Source organism: Streptomyces sp. NPDC001135, from assembly GCF_053598395.1.
The window spans coordinates 59,729-84,084 of the sequence record NZ_JBSFKD010000012.1; the positions used below are offsets into that span (position 1 = coordinate 59,729).

23 protein-coding genes, 1 tRNA gene and 2 pseudogenes are annotated in these 24,356 nt (G+C 72.6%); 20 read left to right on the forward strand and 6 right to left on the reverse strand.

The window, feature by feature from the left end; all coding sequences use genetic code 11:
- The first annotated feature begins 161 nt into the window (after positions 1-161).
- Positions 162-1,520 (forward strand): phosphoglucosamine mutase, encoded by a 1,359-nt coding sequence (gene glmM, locus ACWC94_RS17045; RefSeq protein ID WP_450797330.1) that lies wholly within the window; start codon positions 162-164, stop codon positions 1,518-1,520.
- A gap of 110 nt (positions 1,521-1,630) precedes the next feature.
- Positions 1,631-2,161 (forward strand): hypothetical protein, encoded by a 531-nt coding sequence (locus tag ACWC94_RS17050; RefSeq protein ID WP_450797331.1) that lies wholly within the window; start codon positions 1,631-1,633, stop codon positions 2,159-2,161.
- A gap of 91 nt (positions 2,162-2,252) precedes the next feature.
- Here ACWC94_RS17050 and coaA read toward each other — a convergent pair whose 3' ends face one another.
- Positions 2,253-3,221, reverse strand: a complete 969-nt coding sequence (gene coaA / locus ACWC94_RS17055) for a type I pantothenate kinase (protein ID WP_450797467.1) — start codon at positions 3,219-3,221, stop codon at positions 2,253-2,255.
- A gap of 221 nt (positions 3,222-3,442) precedes the next feature.
- Between coaA and glmS the strand changes: the two genes are divergently transcribed.
- Positions 3,443-5,290 (forward strand): glutamine--fructose-6-phosphate transaminase (isomerizing), encoded by a 1,848-nt coding sequence (gene glmS / locus ACWC94_RS17060; protein ID WP_450797333.1) that lies wholly within the window; start codon positions 3,443-3,445, stop codon positions 5,288-5,290.
- 9 nt (positions 5,291-5,299) lie between these two features.
- On the opposite strand, the gene ACWC94_RS17065 is transcribed toward glmS, so the two are convergent.
- A complete protein-coding gene (locus ACWC94_RS17065; protein ID WP_450797335.1) occupies positions 5,300-6,079 on the reverse strand; it encodes an SDR family NAD(P)-dependent oxidoreductase in 780 nt (259 codons plus the stop codon).
- Positions 6,080-6,171: 92 nt separating this feature from the next.
- Here ACWC94_RS17065 and ACWC94_RS17070 point away from each other — a divergent pair, with 92 nt between their 5' ends.
- From ACWC94_RS17070 to tsaE, 6 genes are all read left to right on the forward strand, one after another.
- Positions 6,172-6,543: a holo-ACP synthase gene (locus ACWC94_RS17070; RefSeq protein WP_450797336.1), complete on the forward strand. Its 372-nt coding sequence runs from the start codon at positions 6,172-6,174 to the stop codon at positions 6,541-6,543.
- Positions 6,544-6,588: 45 nt separating this feature from the next.
- Positions 6,589-8,019: an NAD(P)H-hydrate dehydratase gene (locus ACWC94_RS17075; RefSeq protein ID WP_450797338.1), complete on the forward strand. Its 1,431-nt coding sequence runs from the start codon at positions 6,589-6,591 to the stop codon at positions 8,017-8,019.
- 387 nt (positions 8,020-8,406) lie between these two features.
- Positions 8,407-9,321 carry a L,D-transpeptidase family protein gene (locus ACWC94_RS17080; RefSeq protein ID WP_450797340.1) on the forward strand — a complete coding sequence of 305 codons (915 nt, stop codon included), beginning with the start codon at positions 8,407-8,409 and terminating at the stop codon, positions 9,319-9,321.
- A gap of 47 nt (positions 9,322-9,368) precedes the next feature.
- Positions 9,369-10,535, forward strand: a complete 1,167-nt coding sequence (gene alr, locus ACWC94_RS17085) for an alanine racemase (protein WP_450797341.1) — start codon at positions 9,369-9,371, stop codon at positions 10,533-10,535.
- A 132-nt stretch (positions 10,536-10,667) separates the two neighbouring features.
- Positions 10,668-11,927 (forward strand): alpha/beta fold hydrolase, encoded by a 1,260-nt coding sequence (locus tag ACWC94_RS17090; RefSeq protein ID WP_450797342.1) that lies wholly within the window; start codon positions 10,668-10,670, stop codon positions 11,925-11,927.
- Positions 11,893-12,405, forward strand: coding sequence for a tRNA (adenosine(37)-N6)-threonylcarbamoyltransferase complex ATPase subunit type 1 TsaE (gene tsaE / locus ACWC94_RS17095; RefSeq protein WP_450797343.1), 513 nt, complete (start codon positions 11,893-11,895; stop codon positions 12,403-12,405). Before ACWC94_RS17090 ends, tsaE begins: the two co-directional genes overlap by 35 nt.
- 329 nt (positions 12,406-12,734) lie before the next feature.
- On the opposite strand, the gene ACWC94_RS17100 is transcribed toward tsaE, so the two are convergent.
- Entirely contained in the window at positions 12,735-13,289 is a 555-nt protein-coding gene (locus tag ACWC94_RS17100; RefSeq protein WP_450797344.1) for a hypothetical protein, read from the reverse strand.
- Between the two features lie 113 nt (positions 13,290-13,402).
- Between ACWC94_RS17100 and tsaB the strand changes: the two genes are divergently transcribed.
- From tsaB to ACWC94_RS17125, 5 genes are all read left to right on the forward strand, one after another.
- On the forward strand, positions 13,403-14,059 hold the full coding sequence (gene tsaB / locus ACWC94_RS17105) for a tRNA (adenosine(37)-N6)-threonylcarbamoyltransferase complex dimerization subunit type 1 TsaB (RefSeq protein WP_450797345.1): 657 nt from the start codon (positions 13,403-13,405) through the stop codon (positions 14,057-14,059).
- A gap of 17 nt (positions 14,060-14,076) precedes the next feature.
- On the forward strand, positions 14,077-14,550 hold the full coding sequence (rimI, locus tag ACWC94_RS17110; RefSeq protein ID WP_450797469.1) for a ribosomal protein S18-alanine N-acetyltransferase: 474 nt from the start codon (positions 14,077-14,079) through the stop codon (positions 14,548-14,550).
- The gene (gene tsaD / locus ACWC94_RS17115; RefSeq protein WP_450797346.1) at positions 14,543-15,631 is read left to right on the forward strand and encodes a tRNA (adenosine(37)-N6)-threonylcarbamoyltransferase complex transferase subunit TsaD; all 1,089 of its coding nucleotides are present in this window, start codon (positions 14,543-14,545) and stop codon (positions 15,629-15,631) included. Before rimI ends, tsaD begins: the two co-directional genes overlap by 8 nt.
- Complete coding sequence (locus ACWC94_RS17120) at positions 15,628-15,885, forward strand: hypothetical protein (protein WP_450797347.1); 258 nt, start codon at positions 15,628-15,630, stop codon at positions 15,883-15,885. The genes tsaD and ACWC94_RS17120 overlap by 4 nt, the downstream gene beginning before the upstream one ends.
- A gap of 100 nt (positions 15,886-15,985) precedes the next feature.
- Positions 15,986-16,058, forward strand: a tRNA-Arg gene (locus ACWC94_RS17125).
- A 42-nt stretch (positions 16,059-16,100) separates the two neighbouring features.
- On the opposite strand, the gene ACWC94_RS17130 is transcribed toward ACWC94_RS17125, so the two are convergent.
- Both ACWC94_RS17130 and ACWC94_RS17135 read right to left on the reverse strand, forming a co-directional pair.
- The gene (locus tag ACWC94_RS17130; RefSeq protein WP_450797348.1) at positions 16,101-16,982 is read right to left on the reverse strand and encodes a COG4705 family protein; all 882 of its coding nucleotides are present in this window, start codon (positions 16,980-16,982) and stop codon (positions 16,101-16,103) included.
- A 162-nt stretch (positions 16,983-17,144) separates the two neighbouring features.
- A pseudogene (locus tag ACWC94_RS17135) lies at positions 17,145-17,336 on the reverse strand (fibronectin type III-like domain-contianing protein); the annotation flags it as partial.
- Here ACWC94_RS17135 and ACWC94_RS17140 point away from each other — a divergent pair.
- From ACWC94_RS17140 to ACWC94_RS17155, 4 genes and pseudogenes are all read left to right on the forward strand, one after another.
- Positions 17,333-17,467, forward strand: a pseudogene (locus ACWC94_RS17140) (LacI family transcriptional regulator); the annotation flags it as partial. The pseudogenes ACWC94_RS17135 and ACWC94_RS17140 sit on opposite strands and share 4 nt — an antisense overlap.
- A gap of 264 nt (positions 17,468-17,731) precedes the next feature.
- Positions 17,732-18,778 carry an LCP family protein gene (locus ACWC94_RS17145; RefSeq protein ID WP_450797470.1) on the forward strand — a complete coding sequence of 349 codons (1,047 nt, stop codon included), beginning with the start codon at positions 17,732-17,734 and terminating at the stop codon, positions 18,776-18,778.
- Between the two features lie 122 nt (positions 18,779-18,900).
- Positions 18,901-19,257: a YciI family protein gene (locus tag ACWC94_RS17150; protein ID WP_450797349.1), complete on the forward strand. Its 357-nt coding sequence runs from the start codon at positions 18,901-18,903 to the stop codon at positions 19,255-19,257.
- Positions 19,258-19,303: 46 nt separating this feature from the next.
- The gene (locus tag ACWC94_RS17155; RefSeq protein WP_450797350.1) at positions 19,304-20,587 is read left to right on the forward strand and encodes an RNA polymerase sigma factor; all 1,284 of its coding nucleotides are present in this window, start codon (positions 19,304-19,306) and stop codon (positions 20,585-20,587) included.
- Here the strand turns inward: ACWC94_RS17155 and ACWC94_RS17160 are convergent.
- Positions 20,584-21,789, reverse strand: coding sequence for a THUMP-like domain-containing protein (locus tag ACWC94_RS17160; RefSeq protein WP_450797351.1), 1,206 nt, complete (start codon positions 21,787-21,789; stop codon positions 20,584-20,586). The genes ACWC94_RS17155 and ACWC94_RS17160 overlap by 4 nt on opposite strands.
- A 90-nt stretch (positions 21,790-21,879) precedes the next feature.
- On the opposite strand from ACWC94_RS17160, the gene ACWC94_RS17165 reads away from it, so the two are divergent.
- Complete coding sequence (locus tag ACWC94_RS17165; protein WP_450797352.1) at positions 21,880-22,791, forward strand: polysaccharide deacetylase family protein; 912 nt, start codon at positions 21,880-21,882, stop codon at positions 22,789-22,791.
- A 635-nt stretch (positions 22,792-23,426) separates the two neighbouring features.
- On the forward strand, positions 23,427-24,233 hold the full coding sequence (locus tag ACWC94_RS17170) for a polysaccharide deacetylase family protein (RefSeq protein ID WP_450797353.1): 807 nt from the start codon (positions 23,427-23,429) through the stop codon (positions 24,231-24,233).
- Positions 24,234-24,356: the final 123 nt, after the last annotated feature.

Genomic DNA, 24,356 nt, shown 5'->3' on the forward strand with positions numbered 1-24,356 from the left:
TACTCCGAACGCCCCGGCGGCACGCCACATGTGCCGTCGGGGCGTTCGTTTATCCCGGCCAAGGGCGTATAACGACACAAGACGTTCAAAGGCTGGTGTGATCGGATGACCCGGCGTCTGCCACCATTCATGGCAGCAAGGACGCTTCCTCAGGAGGACAAGTGGGACGACTCTTCGGCACGGACGGCGTGCGCGGTGTCGCCAACGCGGACCTGACCGCCGAGATGGCGCTCGGCCTGTCCGTAGCGGCGGCGCACGTGCTGGCCGAGGCGGGCACCTTCGAGGGCCACCGGCCGAAGGCGGTGGTCGGACGGGACCCGCGGGCGTCCGGGGAGTTCCTGGAAGCGGCCGTGGTCGCGGGCCTCGCGAGCGCGGGCGTGGACGTCCTGTGCGTCGGTGTGCTGCCGACGCCCGCGGTGGCGTATCTGACCGGCGCGCTCGGCGCCGACCTCGGTGTGATGCTCTCCGCCAGCCACAACGCCATGCCGGACAACGGCATCAAGTTCTTCGCCCGCGGCGGCCACAAACTCGCCGACGAGCTGGAGGACCGGATCGAGGCGGTGTACGAGTCGCACCGGCACGGCGAGCCGTGGCAGCGGCCGACGGGTGCCGGGGTCGGACGGGTGCGTTCGTACGACGAGGGTTTCGAGCAGTACGTCGGCCATCTGCTGTCGGTGCTGCCCAACCGGCTCGACGGGCTGAGGATCGTCCTGGACGAAGCGCACGGCGCGGCCTCGGGGGTCTCGCCGGAGGTGTTCTCCCGGGCGGGCGCCGAGATCGTCACGATCGGCGCGGAGCCGGACGGGCTCAACATCAACGACGGCTGCGGCTCGACCCACCTCGACAAGCTGAAGGCCGCGGTCCTGGAGCACCGCGCGGACCTCGGTGTCGCGCACGACGGCGACGCCGACCGCTGCCTGGCCGTGGACCACACCGGCGAGGAGGTCGACGGCGACCAGATCCTCTCCGTGCTGGCGCTGGCCATGCGGGAGCGTTCCGAGCTGCGGGCCGACACGGTGGTCGCCACGGTGATGTCCAACCTGGGCTTCAAGCTCGCGATGGAGAGGGCCGGGATCCGGCTCGTGCAGACGGCCGTGGGTGACCGGTACGTGCTCGAGGAGATGAAGGAGCACGGCTACGCCCTCGGCGGCGAGCAGTCCGGGCACGTGATCATCCTCGATCACGCGACGACCGGCGACGGCACCCTGACCGGGCTGCTGCTGGCGGCGCGGGTCGCCGAGACCGGGCGCAGCCTGCGCGAGCTGGCCGCCGTGATGGAGCGGTTGCCGCAGGTTCTGATCAACGTGCCGGACGTGGACAAGTCGCGGGTGCGGACCTCCGCGGACCTCGCCGCCGCTGTGGCCGAGGCCGAGCGGGAACTCGGCGAGACCGGGCGTGTGTTGCTGCGGCCGTCCGGTACCGAGCCGCTGGTGCGGGTGATGGTCGAGGCGGCCGACATCGACCAGGCGCGGTCGGTGGCCGGGCGGCTGGCCGACGCGGTGAAGTCCGCCCTGGGGTGATCCCCGAGGCGTAGCAAAAAGTGCACGATCCGTCACTGACTGTTTCTCTGGCGTCGAGGCCGCTGACAGCGGCGTCCCCCTCGACGAAAGAGAAGTACAGCATGAAGATCGTGAGCAGCACCCTGAAGCGGGCGGTCGGTCCGGTCCTGGCGGCGGGTCTTCTCGTCGCCTCGGCCGCCACCCCCGCCGCCGCCCAGACACCGGGCTCCACGGCGTTCCGCATTTTCGGCGGCCTCGCCGGGCTCCAGGCGCGCGCCGGTGTGAACAACATGGTCACGGCCACCCTCAACTCCGCCAACCATCTGATTCTCACCGACACCACGGGTATCGCGATCGGCCCGGGCTGCACCCGGGTGGACAGCAACCCCAACAGTGCCGACTGCGGCCCCGTCGGCACGCTGACCCGGCTCGCCGTCGCGCTGGGCGACGGGAACGACTCCTTCGACGGCTCCGCGGTTCATGTCAACACCACCGTCGACGCCGGTACGGGTACCGACACCGTGACCACCAATGGCGGCAATGACACGATCGGCGTCCAGGACAACGCCGGTGGTGACACGGTGAACTGCGGCGACGGCACCGACACGGTGTTCGCCGACCCCGGCGACACCGTCAACGGGAACTGCGAAAGGCGGTTCTAGAGGCCGCCGGCCCCGTACGCTCGCGCTGTCTGGCCCACAGTCACTTCTGGGCCAGCGGCGTCAGCGCATGGCGCCCATCCAGCAGGCGGGGCTACAGCTTGCGCAGCCTCAGCCGCTGCACCGTGTGGTCCGGGCCCTTGCGCAGGATGAGGGTGGCCCGGCCGCGGGTGGGGGCGATGTTCTCCACCAGGTTGGGCTTGTTGATCGTCCGCCACAGCGTGCGGGCGTAGTCGACGGCCTCCTCCTCGGAGACCTGGGTGTACTTGCGGAAGTACGAGGACGGGTTCTGGAAGGCGGTCTGGCGCAGCTTCTTGAAGCGGTTGAGGTACCAGCGCTCGATGTCCTCGGTGCTCGCGTCGACGTACACGCTGAAGTCGAAGTAGTCGGCGAGCCCGACCCGGGTACGGCCGTCCTTGCCGGGGAGGGCGGGCTGCAGGACGTTCAGTCCCTCGACGATCAGGATGTCGGGCCGGCGGACCGTGAGCCGCTGGCCCGGGACGATGTCGTAGATGAGGTGGGAGTAGACGGGAGCCGTGACCTCGTCCTTGCCCGCCTTGATGTCGGCGACGAACCGGGTGAGGGCCCGGCGGTCGTAGGACTCGGGGAATCCTTTCCGCGACATCAGACCGCGGGCCTGGAGCTCCTTGGTGGGCAGCAGGAAGCCGTCGGTGGTGACCAGCTCGACGCGCGGGTGCTCGGGCCAGCGGGACAGGAGGGCCTGCAGGAGCCGGGAGACGGTGGACTTGCCGCAGGCCACGGAGCCGGCGACCCCTATCACGAACGGGGTGCCGGACTGGGAGCCCTGCTCCCCGAGGAACGTGTTCAGGGCGCCTCTGAGTCCGTCGGTGGCACCCACGTACAGATTGAGGAGCCGGGAGAGCGGGAGGTAGATGTCCCGCACCTCGTCCAGGTCGATCACATCGCCCAGACCGCGCAGCCTCTCCACCTCCTCGGCGGTCAGCGGCAGCGGCGTCTTGTCGCGCAGCGCGCTCCACTCGGCGCGGGTGAGGTCGACGTAGGGAGTCGCCTCCGGCCTGTGCCGGTGGGCGCTCCGGGGCATCGAGGAGACCGGTGAGATCACAGTCCATTGTTAACGGAGTTTGAACGGGACGGCGGGTGGGGTCCGTCACGCCCGAGCACGCTGCCGAACCGGAGGTGCCGGTCGTGTCGAGGCCGACGTCCCTGGGCCCGTGTTGCGGGTGTTCGTATGGCGGTGGGAATTTCCGAATTCGGGCAGGCGGAAGCGGATTTCGGCGCCGCGTGGACCGTAGGCTGCGGCTCATGTGCGGAATCGTGGGATACGTAGGGTCGCAGTCGGCGCTCGATGTCGTGATGGCCGGGCTGAAGCGACTGGAGTACCGGGGGTACGACTCGGCCGGTGTCGCCGTGCTGGCGGACGGCGGGCTGGCCGCGGCGAAGAAGGCCGGGAAGCTGGTCAATCTGGAGAAGGAGCTGGCCGAACGGCCGCTGCCGACGGGCTCGACGGGCATCGGGCACACCCGCTGGGCCACGCACGGCGGACCCACGGACGGCAACGCCCATCCGCATCTGGACAACGCGGGCCGGGTCGCCGTCGTCCACAACGGGATCATCGAGAACTTCGCGGTGCTGCGCGCCGAGTTGGCCGAGCGCGGCCACGAGCTGAACTCCGAGACGGACACCGAGGTGGTCGCCCACCTGCTGGCCGAGGAGTTCTCCTCCTGCGCCGACCTCGCGGAGTCCATGCGGCTGGTGTGCCGGCGGTTGGAGGGCGCGTTCACGCTGGTCGCGGTGCACGCCGACGAGCCGGACGTGGTCGTGGGCGCGCGGCGGAACTCCCCGCTGGTGGTGGGCGTTGGAGAGGGTGAGGCGTTCCTGGCCTCCGACGTCGCGGCGTTCATCGCCCACACGCGCTCGGCGGTCGAGCTGGGCCAGGACCAGGTGGTGGAGCTGCGCCGCGACGGCGTCACGGTCACGGGCTTCGACGGCCGCCCGGCCGAGGTCCGCTCCTACCACGTGGACTGGGACGCCTCCGCTGCCGAAAAGGGGGGGTATGACTACTTCATGCTCAAGGAGATCGCCGAACAGCCCAAGGCGGTCGCCGATACGCTGCTCGGCCGGATCGACCCGTCCGGCTCGCTGACGCTGGACGAGGTCCGGATCACCCCGTCCGAGCTGCGCGAGATCGACAAGGTCGTCATCGTCGCCTGCGGTACGGCCTTCCACGCCGGCCTGATCGCCAAGTACGCCATCGAGCACTGGACGCGGATCCCGTGCGAGGTGGAGCTGGCCAGCGAGTTCCGCTACCGGGACCCGATCCTGGACGGCCGCTCCCTGGTCATCGCCATCTCCCAGTCCGGCGAGACCATGGACACCCTGATGGCCCTGCGGCACGCCCGCGAGCAGGGCTCCAAGGTGCTGGCCATCTGCAACACCAACGGCTCGACCATCCCGCGCGAGTCGGACGCGGTGCTGTACACCCACGCGGGCCCGGAGGTCGCGGTCGCCTCCACCAAGTGCTTCCTGACCCAGCTGGTGGCCTGCTATCTGGTCGCCCTGTATCTGGGCCAGGTGCGCGGCACCAAGTGGGGCGACGAGGTCCAGGCGGTGATCAAGGACCTCTCCCGGATCTCGGAGGACGTCGAGCGGGTCCTGGAGACCATGGAGCCGGTGCGGGCGCTGGCACGGACGCTGGCGTCGAAGGACACGGTGCTGTTCCTGGGCCGCCACGTGGGCTACCCGGCGGCCCTCGAAGGCGCCCTCAAGCTCAAGGAACTCGCCTATATGCACGCCGAGGGCTTCGCGGCGGGCGAGCTGAAGCACGGGCCGATCGCACTGATCGAGGAGGACGTGCCGGTGGTCGTGGTCGTCCCCTCCCCGCGTGGCCGCTCGGTCCTGCACGACAAGATCGTCTCCAACATCCAGGAGATCCGGGCCCGTGGGGCGCGCACGATCGTGATCGCGGAGGAGGGCGACGAGGCGGTGGTCCCCTACGCCGACCACCTGATCCGCATCCCGGCCACCCCGACCCTGCTGCAGCCCCTGGTCGCCACCGTCCCCCTGCAGGTCTTCGCGTGCGAGTTGGCCACCGCCCGCGGCAACGACGTGGACCAGCCGCGGAATCTGGCGAAGTCGGTGACGGTGGAGTGAGCGCGCGCTTCAGTGCACCGACAGGCCGCCGTCCACGAAGACCGACTGGCCGGTGACATAGGCGGAGGCGCGGCTCGCGAGGAAGACGGCCGCGCCTTCGAAGTCCTCGGCGAGACCGTTGCGGCCGGTCATCGTGCGCGCGGCCAGCGCCGCCACCTTCTCCGGGTCGGAGGACAGCCGTTCGTTCAGCGGTGTCATCACGAACCCCGGGACCAGGGTGTTGACGGTGACGCCGTACGGCGACCAGGCCTCGGCCTGTGAGCGGGCCAGCGACTCCAGCGCCCCCTTCGAGACGCCGTACGCCCCGCTCTGCACGAAGGCGCGGTGGGCCTGCTGGGAGGTGATGTGGATGATCCGGCCGAAGCCCCGCTCCGCCATGCCGGGCCCGAACCGCTGCCCCAGCAGGAACGGCGCCTGAAGGTTGACGGCCATGGTGGTGTCCCACACGTCCTCGCCCAGCTCGCTCATCGGTGGCCGCAGGTTGATCCCGGCCGAGTTGACGAGGATGTCGGGCTCGCCGAAGACCCCGGCCGCCTCCTCGGCCGCCGCGCGCACACCGTCCCGGGTGCTCAGATCGGCCGCGACCCAGGCGGCCCGGCAGCCCGCGGCCGTCAACCCGCTGACGGTCTCGGCCAGTTGTTCCTTGCCGCGGGCCACGACCACCACGCTCGCGCCGGCCCGTGCCAGCGCCCCGGCGATGGCCCGGCCGATGCCGGAACTGCCTCCGGTCACCACGGCGACACGGCCGTCCAGCGAGAACAGGTCGAAGAGGTAGCCCTGGGACGTCATGGGGCGCAGCGTAGACGGCGGACGCGTGGCTCGGCAGGGGATTTCGGCAGGTGGGCGGGTGTGGCGGGGCCGGCGATCGTAGGCTGCCCGGCATGAGCATCATCGGAGTGGGGATCGACGTCGCCGAGATCGACCGGTTCCGTGCCTCGCTGGAGCGGACCCCGGGCCTGGCCGACCGGCTGTTCGTGGAAGGCGAGTTGCTGCTGCCCAGCGGGGAGCGGCGCGGGATCGCTTCGCTCGCGGTCCGGTTCGCCGCCAAGGAGGCGCTGGCGAAGGCCCTCGGCGCACCGCCCGGGCTGCACTGGACCGACGCCGAGGTGTACGTCGAGGACAGCGGGCAGCCCCGGTTGCGGGTGACGGGGACCGTGGCGGCGCGGGCCGCGGAACTGGGCGTGCGCTCCTGGCATGTGTCGCTCAGCCACGACGCGGGGGTCGCCTCGGCCGTGGTGATCGCCGAGGGGTGAGTGCCCGGGTGTGGACGGCCGCGGTTCCGGGGCAGACTCGGTGCCATGCGTACTGCGTACAGCGTGGAGACGGTAAGGGCGGCCGAACGCGCACTGATGGCACGGCTGCCGGAGGGTGCGCTGATGCAGCGGGCCGCCGCGGGGCTGGCCGCTGCCTGCGCCGAGTTGCTCGGGCGGGTGTACGGCAGCCGGGTGGTGCTGCTGGTGGGCAGCGGCGACAACGGCGGGGACGCCTTGTACGCGGGGGCACGGCTGGCCCGGCGGGGAGCCGGCGTCACGGCCGTACTGCTCTCGCCCGAACGGGCGCACGCCGGGGGGCTCGCCGCTCTGCGCAGGGCCGGGGGAGCCGTCGCCGCGTCCGATGCCGTCGACGCGCTGATCGAGCGGGCCGATCTCGTCGTCGACGGCATCGTGGGGATCGGCGGCAAGGGCGGGCTGCGGCCCGACGCCGAGAAACTCGCGCGGCTGGCGGAACGGTCCCGGGCCGCCGTGGTGGCCGTGGACCTGCCCAGCGGGGTCGAGGCCGACACCGGGGAAGTGCGCGGCGCCGCGATCCGGGCCGACCTCACGGTCACCTTCGGCACCTGCAAACCCGGCCTGCTGATCGACCCGGCACGGGAGTACGCCGGGGTCGTGCGGCTGGTCGGCATCGGGCTGGAACTGCCGGGCGAGGCCGAGCTGGAGGCCCTGCAGCATGCCGAGGTCGCGCGGCTGCTGCCGGTCCCCGCGGCGGAGAGCGACAAGTACCGGCGGGGGGTCGTGGGCATCGCCGCCGGGTCCGCGCGGTATCCGGGGGCCGCCGTGCTCGCCGTGTCCGGGGCGCTGCGGGGCGGGGCGGGCGCCGTACGGTACGTCGGGCCCGCGGGCGAGGCGGTCATCGCACGCTTCCCGGAGACGTTGGTGTCCGACGCCGGGCCGGCCGGGGCCGGGCGGGTGCAGGCCTGGGTGGTCGGGCCGGGGGCGGGCGACGACGCGGCGACCGTGGCCGAGGTGCTGGGCGCGGACGTGCCGGTCCTGGTCGACGCGGACGGGCTGCGGCTGGCCGAGCGGGACGCGGTGCGCGGGCGTACCGCGCCGACCCTGATGACCCCGCACGCGGGAGAGGCCGCCGCGCTGCTGGGGGTGCGGCGGGAGGAGGTCGAGGGGGCTCGGCTGGCCGCGGTGCGTGAGCTGGCGGCGGTGTACCGGGCGACCGTGCTGCTGAAGGGCTCGACGACGCTGGTGGCCGACCCGGGGGGAGGAGCCGTGCGGGTGAACGCCACGGGGACCCCGTGGCTGGCGACGGCGGGCAGTGGTGACGTGTTGTCAGGGCTGGCCGGGTCGCTGCTGGCGGCGGGGTTGCCGGCGGTGGACGCGGGCAGTGCGGCGGCGTATCTGCACGGACTGGCCGGGCGGTTCGCCTCGGACGGGGCACCGGTGGGGGCGCATGACGTCGCGGCGCTGATCCCGGAGGCGTGGCGGGACGTCCGGGGCTGACCGGGCCGGCAGGCCCTCACCCCTTCCCGTACGCCGGCACCCGCCGGGGGAGTCCGGTGACCGCTCCGGCCGGGGCCACGGCGCCTGGCGAAGACGGACGCGCTGTGCCCGGCCACCGCGACGAACCGGGAGAGGATCAGAACCGCCCGGCCGGACCGGCCGCGCCGCGCCGCCGCCACCCCGGGTGCCGGCTGTACGGCGGGGTCTCGGGCTGTACGGCCCCGAGCGCGTCCGCCGCCGGGAGGGCCGCCGTCGGACGGGTGGCGGCCCGGGTGGCCCGCGCGGACCGCACCTGGATACCGGACCGGGTGTACCCAGGTGCACTCCTCGGGTGACTCCGCCGCGCGGCATCCCCGATCCGTGAGGGCCGCGCGTTTGGCTGATCGCATGATCAGCAGACGAATCGCGTCCCGGGGTGTCGCGGCGCTGCTCGCCCTCATCACGGCACTCCCGGCGGCCGGAACCGCCGAAGCCGCGGTGGCCGCCCGCTCGGCGGTCAAACCCGCACCCCCCGCCCCGGCCCCCGCCCCCGAGCTGGTCCCCGGCGTCGCCCCCGGGCCCGCTCAGCCCTGGCAGATCGACACGCCCGACCAGGCGCTGCCGCCGAAGGTGTACACACCGAGCGCGGCGGAGGACGCCGTCGAACCCAAGGCCGCGGCGCCGGGGACGTACGACCTCATCGAGTACGTGCCGCTCGCCGACGCCGTCGGCAAGGTGACGTGCAGCAAGCAGGCCGGGCCCTACCAGCGGCAGGTGGAGCGGTGGCTGAAGCGGAAGGCGGACGGCAGGCAGTCCGCCGCCGACTGCAGGGCCATCCGCGCCTTCCAGACCAAGCACAAGATCAAGCCGGCCATCGGGTTCGCCGGGCCCGTCACCTGGTCGGCCATGATGCTCATCTCGGCGAAGAAGAACCCCAACGCCGCCAAGAAGTGCCCCGTCCGGTCGTACAGGGTCGCCTGCGTCGACCTGACCCGGCAGCTCACCTGGGTGCAGAAGGGCTCGAAGGTGGTGTTCGGGCCGGTGCCGATGCGCAGCGGACGCAAGGGGCACGTCACCCGCAAGGGCTGGCACACCGTCTACTGGCGGCACAAGAACCATGTGTCGACCCTGTACAACGAACCCATGCCGTACGCCCAGTTCTTCGACGGCGGCGAGGCCTTCCACGCCGTCTACGGCAGCATCTACACCACCGTCGGCTCCTGGGGCTGCGTCAATCTGAAGCTCGGTGACGCGCGCAAGCTGTGGGGCGTACTGAAGAAGGGCGACCACGTCTACGTATGGGGGCGGCGGTCGGGTACCTGACACTGCACGCCGGGGCCCGTACGGCCCTCTGAGAGACTGGGGGCGCGATGAGTGAGACTGCGACTGTGCCGACCGCCCCCCTGCGCGCCCGCGCCGAGATCGATCTGGGTGCCCTGCGGGCCAATGTGCGTGCCCTGCGTGCCCGGGCGAAGAGCGCGGCCCTGATGGCCGTCGTCAAGTCCGACGGCTACGGCCACGGGGCGCTGCCGTGTGCCCGCGCGGCCCTCGCGGCGGGCGCGAGCTGGCTCGGTACGGCCACGCCCGAGGAGGCCCTCGCGCTGCGCGCGGCCGGGCTGCCGGGCCGGATCCTGTGCTGGCTGTGGGTGCCGGGCGGACCCTGGCGGCAGGCGGTGGAGGCCGACATCGACGTGTCCCTGAGCGGGACGTGGGCGCTGCGGGAGGTCGTCGCGGCGGCCAGGGAGGCCGGGCGGCACGCGCGCGTGCAGCTCAAGGCCGACACCGGGCTCGGCCGCAACGGCTGCCAGCCGGCCGACTGGCCCGAACTGGTCGCGGAGGCCCTGCGCGCCGAGGCCGAGGGGCTGGTCCGCATCACCGGTCTGTGGTCGCACTTCGCCTGCGCCGACGAGCCCGGGCATCCGTCCATCGCCGCCCAACTGGACCGTTTCCGGGAGATGCTGGCGTACGCCGAGGAGCAGGGCGTACGGCCCGAGGTGCGGCACATCGCCAACTCGCCCGCCACGCTCACGCTGCCCGAGACCCATTTCGACCTGGTCCGCACGGGCATCGCCCTGTACGGCATCTCGCCCAGCCCCGAGCTGGGCACCCCGGCCGATTTCGGGCTGCGTCCGGTCATGACGCTCAGCGCCTCGCTGGCCCTGGTCAAGCGTGCGCCCGGCGGGCACGGCATCAGCTACGGCCACCACTACGTCACCCCCGGAGAGACCACCCTCGGCCTGGTGCCGGTGGGCTACGCGGACGGCATCCCGCGGCACGCCTCCGGCACCGGTCCGGTGCTGGTCGACGGCAAGTGGCGGACGGTCGCCGGCCGGGTCGCCATGGACCAGTTCGTGGTGGACCTCGGCGGGGACGAGCCGGAGGTGGGCGCGGAGGCGGTCCTCTTCGGGCCCGGCGACCGCGGTGAGCCCACCGCCGAGGACTGGGCGCAGGCCTGCGGCACGATCGCGTACGAAATCGTCACACGCATCGGAACCCGGGTTCCCCGCGTCTATGTGAACGGGGAAGAACTCGGGTAACCCGTCCGCACGAGCGGCACCGACACAGCGGCAACAGCAGCGATCCAGCACCACACACACCACACCAGCACCACAGGTTTCATCCGTTTCACCCCACCCAGCGAACTGCAGTACGGCGAAGAGGAGCGGTACGTGAGCGAGAGCAGTGCGGAGGCCGTGGCGGACGTCGTCGCCTCGGCGGCCGCCGCCTCCGCCGCGGGGGCGGCCGGCAGCTGGCGCAGGGCGACCGGCATCGCCGGTGCCGCGATAGGCGTGCTCGCCGCGGGCGCGGCGGCCGGCGTCGCCATCGAGCGGATGACCGTGGGCCGCGGCATGCGCAGGAAGGCCCGGCTGGCGCTGGACTCCGCGGGCCCCTACGGCACCCTGCGCGGCACCCCCGGCAAGGCGCACGCCGACGACGGCACCGAGCTGTACTACGAGGTCGACGAGGTTGAGCCCGATCCCGGGCCGAACGTCTCCCCGCGCCGGCGAAGGCTGTTCGGCCGCAAGGCGCCCGCCCCGGTCACCGTCGTCTTCTGCCACGGCTACTGCCTCAGCCAGGACTCCTGGCACTTCCAGCGGGCGGCCCTGCGCGGGGTCGTCCGGACCGTGCACTGGGACCAGCGCAGCCACGGCCGGTCCGGGCGGGGCACGGCCCAGACCCGGGACCGGGTGCCGGTCACCATCGACCAGCTCGGCCGCGACCTGAAGGCGGTCCTCGACGCCGCCGTACCGGAGGGGCCGATCGTGCTGGTCGGCCACTCGATGGGCGGCATGACCATGATGGCCCTCGCCGCCCAGTTCCCCGAGCTGATCCGGGACCGGGTCGTCGCCACCGCCTTCGTCGGCACGTCGTCCGGGCGGCTCGGCGAGGTCAACTTCGGGCTGCCCCTCGCCGGCGTCAACGCGGTGCGCCGGATCCTGCCCGGGGTGCTGAAGGCGCTCGGGCAGCAGGCGGAGCTGGTGGAGAAGGGGCGCCGGGCCACCGCCGACCTGTTCGCCGGGATCATCAAGCGGTACTCGTTCGCCGGGCGGGACGTCGACCCGGCCGTCGAGCGGTTCGCGGAGCGGATGATCGAGTCCACACCGATCGACGTGGTCGCCGAGTTCTACCCGGCCTTCACCGACCACGACAAGACCGAGGCGCTCTCCTGCTTCCAGGACATGCCGGTGCTCGTGCTGGCCGGCGTCCAGGACCTGGTCACGCCCAGCGAGCACAGCGAGGCCATCGCCGACCTGCTGCCCGACGCCGAGCTGGTCCTCGTCCCGGACGCCGGGCACCTGGTGATGCTGGAGCACCCGGAAGTGGTCACCGACCGCCTCGCCGACCTCCTCACCCGTGCGGGCGCGGTGCCCGCAGGGGCTACCGTTACTGGCTATGGAAGCACCAGCAGCACCGCACAACCCCGCTGAGACCCGGCTGACGATCACCGCGCCCGAGCAGATGCGGGAGCTGGGCCGCCGACTGGCCAAGCTGCTGCGCGCGGGTGACCTGGTGATGCTCAGCGGCGAGCTGGGCGCGGGCAAGACCACGCTGACCCGCGGGCTCGGCGAGGGCCTCGGCGTGCGCGGCGCGGTCACCTCACCGACCTTCGTGATCGCCCGGGTGCACCCCTCCCTCGGCGACGGCCCGCCCCTCGTCCACGTCGACGCCTACCGGCTCGGCGGCGGCCTGGACGAGATGGAGGACCTGGACCTCGACGTCTCGCTGCCCGGCTCGGTGATCGTCGTGGAATGGGGCGAGGGCAAGGTCGAGGACCTGACCGAGGACCGCCTCCAGGTCGTCATCCACCGCGCCGTCGGGGACACGACCGACGAGGTGCGGCATGTGACGCTGACCGGGCTGGGGGAGCGCTGGGCCGGCGCGGGCCTGGACACGCTCACGGCCTGACCGGCACGGACTTTCCGACAAGCCGTCGGCAACATATTGCGCAGGACGTCCCGGGCGTGGTCACATGGTACCCAGCCCGTAGTTAGGTGTACCTAACTACCCGCCCCCGCACGTCAGGAGGCGCCCATGTCCGAACCCGGGTCCACCACGGCCACAGGGGTGTCCATGCGCGACCTGCTGGCGTCGTGCGCGGCGGCGAAGGCGGTCTCCCGGCCGCCGCGGGCCCCCGAGCGCCCCGAAGGGGCGAAAGGGGCGCGGGGTACGGCGCGACCAGCCACGGTGGACCCGCAGCCGCACGACGGCACAACGCGGCACCTCCCGCGGAGCGCTTAGCGGATCACCACGACCCGCACCCCGATCGTCGCGAAGTCCCACATCGCCTCACCGTCCGCCCGGCTCTCCCGGATACCCCCCGTCCGTGCGCTCGGGTCGGCCGCCGCCCGCGGAGCGGTCGCCGCGCTGAACCCGATCGCCAGCCCTTCCACGCTGGTGAACCGCACGACGTGCTCGACGGGAACGCCGTCGGAGCCGGTGACCGCACTCGAACGGGACGTGACCCAGTACGTGCCGACCGGCGGGTCGATGCTGCCCGGGCTCACCTTGAACGTGCGCTGCACCCGGTTCGCCCCGTCGACCAGCCAGACCCGGTCGTCGTCCACCGAGTACACGACCCGTTCGCCCAGGCCGGAACCGCGCGGCAGGGCCGTCGGGTTGCCGCGGTCGCGGGGCGTCCTGCCGGCGGCCGTCAGGGGAGGTGCGCCCGCCGCGGGCCTGACGCCCAGGCTCGCCGGTGCGGTCGCGTGGGCCTGGTAGGCGAGGAAGCCGACGGCTCCGAGGGCCGCCGCGGTGAGGGCGGCCACGATCCCCGAGCTGGTCCCTGCCACGTGCGCCCACCTCCACCTCGGGTCATATGTCGTACTTCGTACAGACCGTAGCACCGGGTGACCGTTCGACCCGGACGGCCATGCGTGAGCCGTGGGCGCCGTAGGCTGTTTGCGTGCTCTTGCTCGCTCTGGATACCGCCACACCCGCCGTCACCGTCGCGCTGCACGACGGCACGGACGTCATCGCCTCGTCGAGTCAGGTGGACGCGCGCCGGCACGGTGAGCTGCTGCTGCCGGCCGTCGACCGTGTGCTCGCCGAGGCCGGGCTCACGCTGGACGCCGTCACCGGCGTCGTCGTCGGCATCGGGCCCGGCCCCTACACCGGTCTGCGCGTCGGCCTGATGACCGCCGACACCTTCGGCCTCGCCCTCGGCGTCCCGGTGCACGGCGTGTGCACCCTGGACGGCCTCGCCTACGCCGCCGACATCGAGAAGGGCCCCTTCGTCGTGGCGACCGACGCCCGGCGCAAGGAGGTCTACTGGGCGAAGTACGCCGACTCCCGGACCCGGCTGACCGACCCGGCCGTGGACCGGCCGGCCGACATCGCCGAGCAGGTCTCGGGTCTGCCGGCGGTCGGCGCCGGCGCCCTGCTCTACCCGGACACGTTCCCGAGCGCCCACGAGCCCGAGCACGTCTCCGCCGCCGCCCTCGCCTCGCTCGCGGCCGGGAGGCTGGCCGCCGGCGAGGAACTCCCGGCCCCCCGCCCGCTGTACCTGCGCCGCCCGGACGCCCAGGTCCCCAAGAACTACAAGGTGGTCACCCCGAAGTGACCGTACAACTGCGCGAGATGCGCTGGTGGGACATCGACCCGGTCCTGGAGCTGGAGAAGGACCTGTTCCCCGAGGACACCTGGTCCCGGGGCATGTTCTGGTCCGAGCTGGCCCACTCCCGGGGACCGGGGGCGACCCGTCGTTACCTCGTCGCCGAGACCGGCGGCCGTATCGTCGGCTACGCCGGTCTGGTCGCCGCCGGTGAGCAGGGCGACGTCCAGACCATCGCCGTGGCCCGCGACCTCCAGGGCACCGGTCTCGGCGCCCGCCTGCTGACCGAGCTGCTGCGCGCGGCGACCGAGTTCGAGTGCCACGAGGTGATGCTCGAGTGCCGGGTCGACAACGTCCGCGCCCAGAAGCTCTACGAGCGCTTCGGGTTCGAGCCGATCGGCTTCCGGCGCGGCTACTACCAGCCGGGCAACGTGGACGCCCTGGTCATGCGCCTGACCGACCCTTCCTCATCAGTACAAGGAACCGAGATCAATGGCTGACGAACCCCTCGTCCTCGGCATCGAGACCTCCTGCGACGAGACCGGCGTCGGCATCGTCCGCGGCACCACCCTGCTGGCGGACGCCGTCGCCTCCAGCGTGGACGAGCACGCCCGCTTCGGCGGTGTGGTACCGGAGGTGGCGTCCCGCGCGCACCTGGAGGCGATGGTGCCGACCATCGACCGTGCCCTGAAGGAGGCGGGGGTCGGCGCGAGGGACCTGGACGGCATCGCGGTGACCGCCGGCCCCGGACTCGCGGGCGCCCTGCTCGTCGGCGTCTCGGCGGCCAAGGCGTACGCCTACGCCCTCGGCAAGCCCCTGTACGGCGTCAACCACCTGGCCTCCCACATCTGCGTCGACCAGCTGGAGCACGGCCCGCTGCCCGAGCCGACGATGGCCCTGCTGGTCAGCGGCGGGCACTCGTCCCTGCTGCTGTCCGAGGACATCACCTCGGACGTCCGCCCGATGGGCTCGACCATCGACGACGCGGCGGGCGAGGCCTTCGACAAGATCGCCCGCGTGCTGAACCTGGGCTTCCCCGGCGGCCCGGTCATCGACCGGTACGCGCGCGAGGGCGACCCGGAGGCGATCGCCTTCCCGCGCGGCCTGACCGGTCCGCGCGACCCCGCCTACGACTTCTCCTTCTCCGGCCTGAAGACGGCCGTGGCCCGCTGGATCGAGGCGAAGCGCGCGGCCGGAGAGGAGGTCCCGGTCCGCGATGTGGCCGCGTCCTTCCAGGAGGCCGTCGTCGACGTGCTGACCCGCAAGGCCGTGCGCGCCTGCAAGGACGAGGGCGTCGACCACCTGATGATCGGCGGCGGCGTCGCGGCCAACTCCCGGCTGCGCGCGCTCGCCCAGGAGCGCTGCGAGGCGGCCGGAATCCGGCTGCGTGTGCCGCGCCCCAAGCTGTGCACGGACAACGGCGCGATGGTCGCCGCGCTCGGCGCCGAGATGGTCGCCCGCAACCGGGCCGCCTCCAGCTGGGACCTGTCGGCCGACTCCTCCCTGCCGGTCACGGACCCGCACGTCCCGGGCGACCACGACCATGTGCACGAGGTCAGCAAGGAGAACCTGTACTCGTGACCGTCGCGCTGATGTGGGAGGCCCGGGCGGCCGACGGGCGGGGGGCGGAACTCCTCGCCTGGGCACGGGAACAGCGCCTGACGGAAGAGCCGCTCAGGCGCGAGACCTTCCGGGCGCCGCAGGACCGGGTGCTGGTCATCACGTGGTGGGACGCGTCGTACGACGCCGAGCTGCCCGAACTGCCCGAACCCTCCTCGGAGTTGGTGACCCGGGCCGTGCACCGCTGGCGGTTCGAGTCGGTCACGGACGGCTGAGTTTGGCGGTCCGGCCGGACTGCGCTATGATCATCACACAGCGAACGGCCGGAACGCCGAGATCGAGACATCGACATCGGAACTCCGCCCCGGACGCAGTGCGTTGGTGGTCCAAGGAAAGACGTCCCGCTTCCTGCGGGGAGATGCAGGTGCAAGGCCTGCCCGGCGCTCCACACACACCCCGCCCCCGGTTTCCCGGGGGCGGGGTGTTCTCGTTACCTGCGGCCGGCCCTCTGCGGCCGGACCGCCTCCGCCTCGGGGCCCTCCTTCTCCGGGTCCGGTCCTGCCGCGGCGGCCCGCCGCTCGTTGAACTGCGCATACGCCATCAGCCCGAACAGCACCGCGAGCAGCACCGCCGACGAACCGGCCGTACCGAGGTCGAGGCCGCCCTTCGCGACCGGCTTGGTCAGGAAGTCGCCGGCCGTGGCGCCGAGCGGGCGGGTCAGCACGAACGCGATCCAGAAGAGCAGCACGTTCGGCACGGCCGGGACCTTCATCAGCGCGATCAGGACCAGCAGCGCGCCGGCCACCAGGGCCGCGCCGCCCAGGTAGCCCAGGCCCGAGCTGTCGGACAGGAAGTCGCCCATCGAGGTACCCAGGGTGTTGGAGACCAGGATGGCCGACCAGAACAGGGCCTCACCCCTGAAGGTGACGATGTCGCGGATCTGGAAGGTCATCCCGCTCAGCTTCCAGGCCAGGAAGATCGCCAGGAGGAGGGAGACGAGGATCGCCGCGCCCTCCGGGTAGCCGAGGCCCAGGCCCTGCGGGCCCCAGCCCAGCTTCGTGGCGCCGTTCGACAGGTACTTGGCGCTGGCGTCGCGGTTCATGAAGTCGGACATGGTGGTGCCGGCCATGGAGGTCGACAGGATCACGGTCCAGTAGAAGAACGGGTTGTAGCGCGACGAGCGCAGCTGGATCACCAGCGTCACCACGAAGACCAGGAACAGGGCGATGGTGGTGAGGAAGTAGCCGAGCTTCAGCGTCTGCGAGAACAGATCGCCGGCCGTCTCGCCCAGGGTGGTCGCCGCGATCTTCATGACCCAGAAGGCCAGGGTGACCTCGGGCAGTTTCTTCATCACGGACTTCGTCGTCGTCAAGGGAGCTCCTGTGAGGGGGTGTCACCTGCGACCCGACCCTCCCAAGGGTCACCTGAACGCGTCCTGAACGCCTCGCGTCCGAGGTCTTGCGGAACCGGGTTCGCTGTGGTGTCGCTGTGGCTCGATCCGTTCCCCTCCATACGCTCGACTCAATCCGTTCGCTCAATCCGTTCCGCCGGACACCTCCACCTCGCACCGCAACCGCCGTTCCGGCTCCACCACCCGCGCCCCCGCCCGGCCCGTGAAGCAGGACAGGTCCGCGTGGAAACGGAAGGTCAGCCGGCGGGACGCGCCGGGATCCAGCTCCACCCGCCGGTAGCCGATCAGCCGTACGTCCGGACGGGTCACCGAAGCCGCTGACCGAGATGGCCGAGGCGGCGGCCCGGCTGGTGCTGGAACCGGGGCGCGCACCGGAGGAGCGGGCCGCCACGCGGGTGGAGCTGGCGACGAGCCTGGTGGTGCGGTCGAGTACGGATGTGCCGGGGGCGCCCCGGCGGCTCGCGTATGGACGGGCGCCGGGGGCCACCACAAACCGGCGTACCACGGGATCTCCGAGGCCCTCGGCGGCGGCGGCCGGCCCGGTTCGGTGGCGTTCGGCTTCGACGCCTCCTGGAGCGGGAGCAATCCGGCACCCACGATGACACCGGGCTGAGACACGGCACGAGAATCACCGAAGAAATCCGGTTCTGACGGCTTCCGCTAACAGCCCCCTAATAATTCGGACTTACGTTCCTGCCGTGACGCGACACGTGGAGCAACACGAGGAGCAAGGCGACGCGGGCAGACGGGCGGGCCGGCGGTCGGGAGCGCTGAAGATCGTCGGCCTGACCCTGACGGGCACCCTGCTGCTGGGCGCGGGCGCGGTGGGCTGGGCCTACCGGCACCTGGACCACAACATCACAAGCGTCGACATCAACAGCGCACTCGGCGACGACCGGCCCGCCAAGGCCCTGGTCACCCCGGCCCCGTCCGCCGACGCCCCGCTGCCGGCCGGCTCCCTGAACATCCTGGTCCTCGGCTCGGACTCGCGCAGCGGCAAGGCCAACAGGGAACTCGGCGGCGGTGACAGCTCCGGCGCCCGCTCCGACACGGCGATGGTCGTGCACCTCGACGCGGGCCGTACCCGGGCGACCGTCGTCAGCATCCCGCGCGACACCCTCGTCACCCGCCCGTCCTGCCCGCTCGCCTCCGGAGGTTCGACGGCGGTGGCCCACGGCGCGATGTTCAACACCGCCTACGAGGTGGGCGGCGCGGTGTGCGCCGTCAAGACGGTCGAGTCGATCACGAACGTCCGCATGGACCACTACATCGAGATCGACTTCTCCGGCTTCGCGAAGCTGGTGGACGCGCTCGGCGGGGTCGACGTCACCACCACGCGGGACATCGACGACGACGAGAGCCATCTGCACCTGACGGCCGGCCCCCATCACCTCGACGGCAAGCAGGCCCTGGCGCTCGCCCGCACCCGGTACGGCATAGGCGACGGCAGCGACCTCGGCCGCATAGGGCTGCAGCAGCGGCTGGTGAAAGCCCTGCTGACGCAGATGGCCGCCACGAACCTGCTCACCGACCCGGCCGGGCTGTACCGGGCCGCCGACGCGGTCACCGCCGGCCTCACCACCGACACCGGCCTGGACTCCCTGAGCGAGCTGATGCGGCTCGGCCAGAGCCTGAAGGGCCTGACCGCCGACCATGTGAAGACGGTGATGATGCCGGTCGTCACGGCACCCTCCGACCACAACCGGGTGATCGCGAAGGAGCCGGCGGCGAGCGAGCTGTGGGCGTCCCTGCGCTGAGCGGTACACCGCGTCGGCGTCGTGGAAAAAATCCCCGGCGAGCGTGTCGATCCGGGTGTCTCCCGTTCGACGCATGGGTGAGCGGTGGGGACGGGCCCCGCCGCCCGACCGAAGGAGGCACCATGCCCCGCTATCTCTCGCTCGTACGCGTCGACGAGTCCACCGCGCCGCCCGAGGGCCCCAGCCCCGAGCTGATGCAGCGGATGGGCGAGCTGATCGAGGAGATCACCAAGGCCGGCGTCATGCTCGACACCGCCGGGCTCACCCCGCACAGCCAGGGCAAGCGGGTCCACTGGGAGGGCGGCAGGCTCACCGTCACGGACGGGCCGTTCACCGAGTCCAAGGAGGTCGTCGGCGGCTATGCGCTCATGCAGTGCAAGGACATGGACGAGGCGATCGAGTGGACCAAGCGGTTCCTGCAGACCCACGAGGAGTACTGGACCGTGACCTGTGAGGTCCGGGAGATCGCCGAGGGCTGAGCCGGTCCTGGCCCCGGGGGCGTCCGGGGGTGTTGCATGGTGGGCTGTGGAACCACAGCCCACCGAGCCGCACCCCACCGCGCCCGCCGCCCACGCCATCGAGACCGTCTTCCGCCTGGAGTCGCCGCGTGTCATCGCCGGCGTGGCCCGGATCGTCCGTGACGTGGGCATCGCCGAGGAACTGGCGCAGGACGCCCTGGTCGCCGCCCTGGAGCAGTGGCCCCGCGACGGTGTGCCCGACAACCCCGGCGCCTGGCTCATGGCCACCGCCCGGCACCGGGCCGTCGACCTGATCCGGCGCCGCGAGACCTACGCCCGCAAGCTGCGGGAGATCGGCCGGGACCGCACGCTGTCGTCCCCGCCGCCGTACGACGAGCCCGCCGACCCGGACGACATCGACGACGACCTGCTCCGGCTCGTCTTCACCGCCTGCCACCCGGTCCTGTCCCCCGAGGCCCGCACCGCGCTCACCCTGCGCCTGCTCGGCGGCCTGAGCACGGCCGAGATCGCCCGCGCCTACCTCGTCCCGGAGCCGACGATCGCCCAGCGCGTCGTCCGCGCCAAGCGCACCCTGGCGAAGAAGGACATCGCCTTCGAGGTGCCCTCGGGCCCCGACCGCGAGGGCCGCCTCGGCTCCGTCCTGGACGTCATCTACCTGATCTTCAACGAGGGGTACGCGGCCACCGCCGGTGACGACCTGCTGCGCCCCGGCCTGTGCGAGGACGCGCTGCGCCTGGCCCGCGTCCTGTCCTCGCTGATGCCCAAGGAGCCGGAGGTGCACGGGCTGACCGCGCTGCTGGAGTTCCAGGCGTCCCGCACGGCCGCCCGCACGGGTCCGGACGGCGAGCCGGTCCTGCTCAAGGACCAGAACCGCCGCCGCTGGAACCGCATGCTCATCGCCCGCGGCGTCCAGGCCCTCGACCGGGCCGGCGCCACGGCGACCGGTGCCCCGGGCCCCTACGCCCTCCAGGCGGCCATCGCCGCGTGCCACGCCCACGCGTACACCTACGAGGAGACCGACTGGCGGACCATCACCACCCTGTACGGCCTGCTGGCCGCCCGTGCCCCGTCCCCGGTGGTCGAGCTGAACCGCGCGGTCGCCGTGTCGATGGCCGACGGGCCGGCCGAGGGCCTGGAACTGGTGGACGCCCTGGCGGCCGAGCCCGCCCTGCGCGACTACCACCTGCTGCCCAGCGTCCGCGGCGACCTGCTGGCCCGGCTCGGCCGTACGGCCGATGCCCGCGCGGAGTTCGAGCGTGCGGCCGGCCTGGCACGCAACGACAGGGAACGGGAGCTGCTGCTGCGCCGGGCCGGCGAGATGCCGTCCTAGGCGGGCCCGGCCACGTCCTGAGCGGGCCCGCCGACGAGCTGGGCGGGTCTGCCCACGAGCATGGCCGGCGCCCCGGCGACCCGGGTGAGGAACACCGTCGCCGCGTTCGGCCCCTGCGGCTTGACCTTCCTGCGCAGCTCCTCCGGCTCGACCGCCGACCCGCGCTTCTTCACGGTCAGCGTGCCGACCTCGCGTTCACGCAACAGGGCCTTCAACTTCTTGACATTGAAGGGGAGTTGATCGGTGATCTCGTAGGCGGAGGCATACGGCGTGTGCCGCGGTTCGTCGGCGGTGACGTAGGCGATCGTCGGGTCGATCAGCCCGCCGTCCAGGTGGTCGGCCACCTCGGCGACCAGGTGGGAGCGGATCACGGCACCGTCCGGCTCGTACAGGTACCGACCCACCGGGCGCACCCCGGGATCGGGCAGGCCCCGGCCGAGCAGCGTCCGCGGGCCGGGCAGCAGCGTGGCGCGCACCGCCCCCGGCGCCCCCGTCCCGAACCACAGCACCGCCTCCTTCACATCACCGCTGTCGGAGATCCACTCCGCCTCGGCCTCGGCGGGGACCGCCTCGTGGGGAATGCCCGGGGCGATCTTCAGCGCGGCCGTCCCGGCGGCCGAGGCGGCTGTCACCGCCCACGACAGCGGCGGTGAGTAGGCCTCCGGGTCGAAGATCCTGCCGCGGCCCCCGCGGCGCGCCGGATCCACGAAGACCGCGTCGTACCCGGCGGTGTCGACTTCCGTGACGTCCGCCTCGCGCACCTCGATCAGCTCGCCCAGCCCGAGCGCCTCGGCGTTCGCCCGGGCCACGGCGGCCGTCACCGGATCCCGGTCCACGGCGAGCACCCGGATCCCGGCCCGGGCCAACGCGATCGCGTCCCCGCCGATCCCGCAGCACAGGTCGGCCACGGACGTCACACCGAGGCCCTTGAAGCGTTCCGCGCGGTACGTCGCCACGCTCGTCCGCGTCGACTGCTCGACCCCGTTGGGTGTGAAGAACATCCGCCCCGCGTCCGCCGGCCCGAACTTCGCCGCCGCCCGCTGCCGCAGCCGGGCCTGGCCGAGCGCGGCCGACACCAGCTCGGCGGGATGGTCGCGGCGCAGCCGGGTGGCGACGGCGAGTTCGTCCGCCGGGGCGGTATCGCGGACCTCGTCGAGGAGGGCACGGCCTTCGGGGGTGAGGAGCAGAGCGAGGTCGTTCACCGGGTCATTGTGGGCCAGTCGGTGGATCGTGCGCCTCCGGCGGCGGTGTCGGCCCGGGATCCGGACCGTGGCCTGGGAGGATCCGGCACCATGCGACTAATCGTACAAAACTATAAAAATCAGATCCGCATCGGGCGTCCCGTCCTCGCCCGTGGAGCCGCCGCGCTGGTCTGTGCCGCCCTTCTCGCCGGCTGTGCCGGACCCGGCGCGACCCGCCCCACGCCCGGCCAGGGCGGTCCCGCGCACACCCTGAGTCCCCAGGCCCGCCAGGCCGCGGAACACGCCCGCCTGGTCGCCGCCGCCCGGCGCTGGGGGCTCGACGAGGCCCCGCTGACCCCGCCGCCCCCGCCCGCGAAGAAGCCGCGCATCACCGCCCGGGCCGGCTTCGAGGTCGACCACCAGGAGGACTGGGAGCTGCCCCCGGTCTTCACCACGGTCCCCACCCGGCAGAAGATCGTCTTCCTCACGGTCGACGACGGTTCGGAGAAGGACCCGGACTTCCTGCGGATGATGCGGGAGCTGAAGATCCCGTACACCGCCTTCCTCAGCAACTACCTGGTCGAGGACGACTACGGGTACTTCCGCAAGATGCAGTCCTACGGCCACACCCTCAACAACCACACCCTGCACCACCCCTATCTGCCGGGCCTGTCCTACGAGGAGCAGCGGGACGAGATCTGCGGCATGCAGGACGTCATGGAGAAGCAGTTCGGCAAGCGCCCGACGGTCTTCCGCCCGCCCTACGGCGACTACAACCAGGACACCCTGCGCGCCGCCAAGGCCTGCGGCATCCGCTACGCGCCGATCTGGAACGAGGAGGTCTTCGTCGACCACTGGGAGTACCGCGAGGACGACCAGAAGATGCGCCGCGGCGACATCGTCCTCACCCACTTCCGCGGCCGCTCCGACTGGAACGGCACGATGGTCGACGACATGCGCCGCTTCCTGAACAAGGTCACCCGCGAGGGCTACGCCGTGGCCCGCCTGGAGGACTACCTGTGAGCTGCGGGCGGACCGGCGAGAACCCGCGCACGGTGCCCGGCGGGGCGGGTTCGGATGGTCCGGGGTCTGTGTGCGGGGAGCTCGACCGCGGCGATTCGCGGGCGGTGAGCGGGGGCACGGGCTGGGGTGGCCCGGCGGTGGTGTGCGGGAGGGTGGCCGCCGGCGGCCCGGGGGCGGTGTCCGGGGTGGCGGGGCCTGGTGATGGAGGGGTGGTGCCCGGGAGGGCGGGTTCGGGCGGTCCGGGGGTGGTCTACGGGGTGGCGGGGCCCGGTGGTGCAGGGGTGGTGTGCGGGAGGGTGGCCGCCGGCGGCCCGGGGGCGGTGTCCGGGGTGGCGGGGCCTGGTGATGCAGGGGTGGTGCCCGGGAGGGCGGGTTCGGGCGGTCCGGGGGCGGTGTCCGGGGTGGCGGGGCCTGGTGATGCAGGGGTGGTGCGCGGGAGGGTGGCCACCGGCGGTCCGGGGGTGGTCTACGGGGTGGCGGGGCCCGGCGACGCGGGGGTGGTGTGCGGGAGGGTGGCCGCCGGCGGTCCGGGGGCGGTGTCCGGGGAGGCGGGGCCCGGTGACCCACGGGTGGTGCCCGGGAGGGTGGGTTCCGGTGGTCTGGGGGTGGTGTGCGGGAGAGGGAGGTCCGGGCGGGTGCTGATCGTGGCGGTTCTCGCCTCGGTCCTCCTCCTCACCGGCTGTGCCCAGTCCGTCGACCCCATCGAGCGCCTCGGTATGAAGGCCGCCGAGGGCGTACACCCGCCCGGCCCCGCCCCCGACCGGGCCTACCGCCGCTGGGGTCTGACCGAGCCCCTCGCCCGCCCGCCGCGCCCCGCCGCCCGCCCGCTCGCCCTCACCCCGCACACCGCCGGCCGCGCCCTGCCCCGCGTCATGGACCACGTCCCCACCCGCGACCGGGTCGTCTTCCTCACCTACGACGACGGCGCCGACAAGGACCCCCGCTTCGTCGACATGGTCCGCGAACTCCGGCTGCCGCTCAGCCTGTTCCTCACCGACAGCGTCGCCGGCCCCGGCTACGGCCACTTCGCCCGCCTGCACCGGCTGGGCGCCGGCATCCAGAACCACACCCTCGACCACCGCGCGCTGGCCGGACTGCCCTACTCCGGCCAGCGCGCCGAGATCTGCGGCCAGCAGGACAGGCTCGTCTCCCGGCTCGGGGTGCACCCCCGCCTCTTCCGTCCGCCGTACGGCTCGTACGACACCACCACCCTGCGCGCGGCGTCCGACTGCGGCATCTCCACGCTCGTCCTGTGGCGTGCCGCCATGACCCCGGCCGACCTCGTGTACACCCACGGCGCACACCACCTCCGCCCGGGCGACATCATCTTGATCGGCCCGGACGAGACGACGGGCCCCGATCTGCGCGACCGGACCGCCCGGGCACTGCGCAGGGTCCAGCAACGGGGGCTGACGGTGGGCCGGCTGGAGGACTACCTGTAGGCGGGGAGAAGCAGCCCGGCGGGGGGCGGCAGCCCCGGGGACGGCGGAGCAGCACCGGCCACCGGGGGACCCGGCGCTGAACGGTTCTTCGGCCGACGCGCCGCACGGCATTGGCACTCCGCT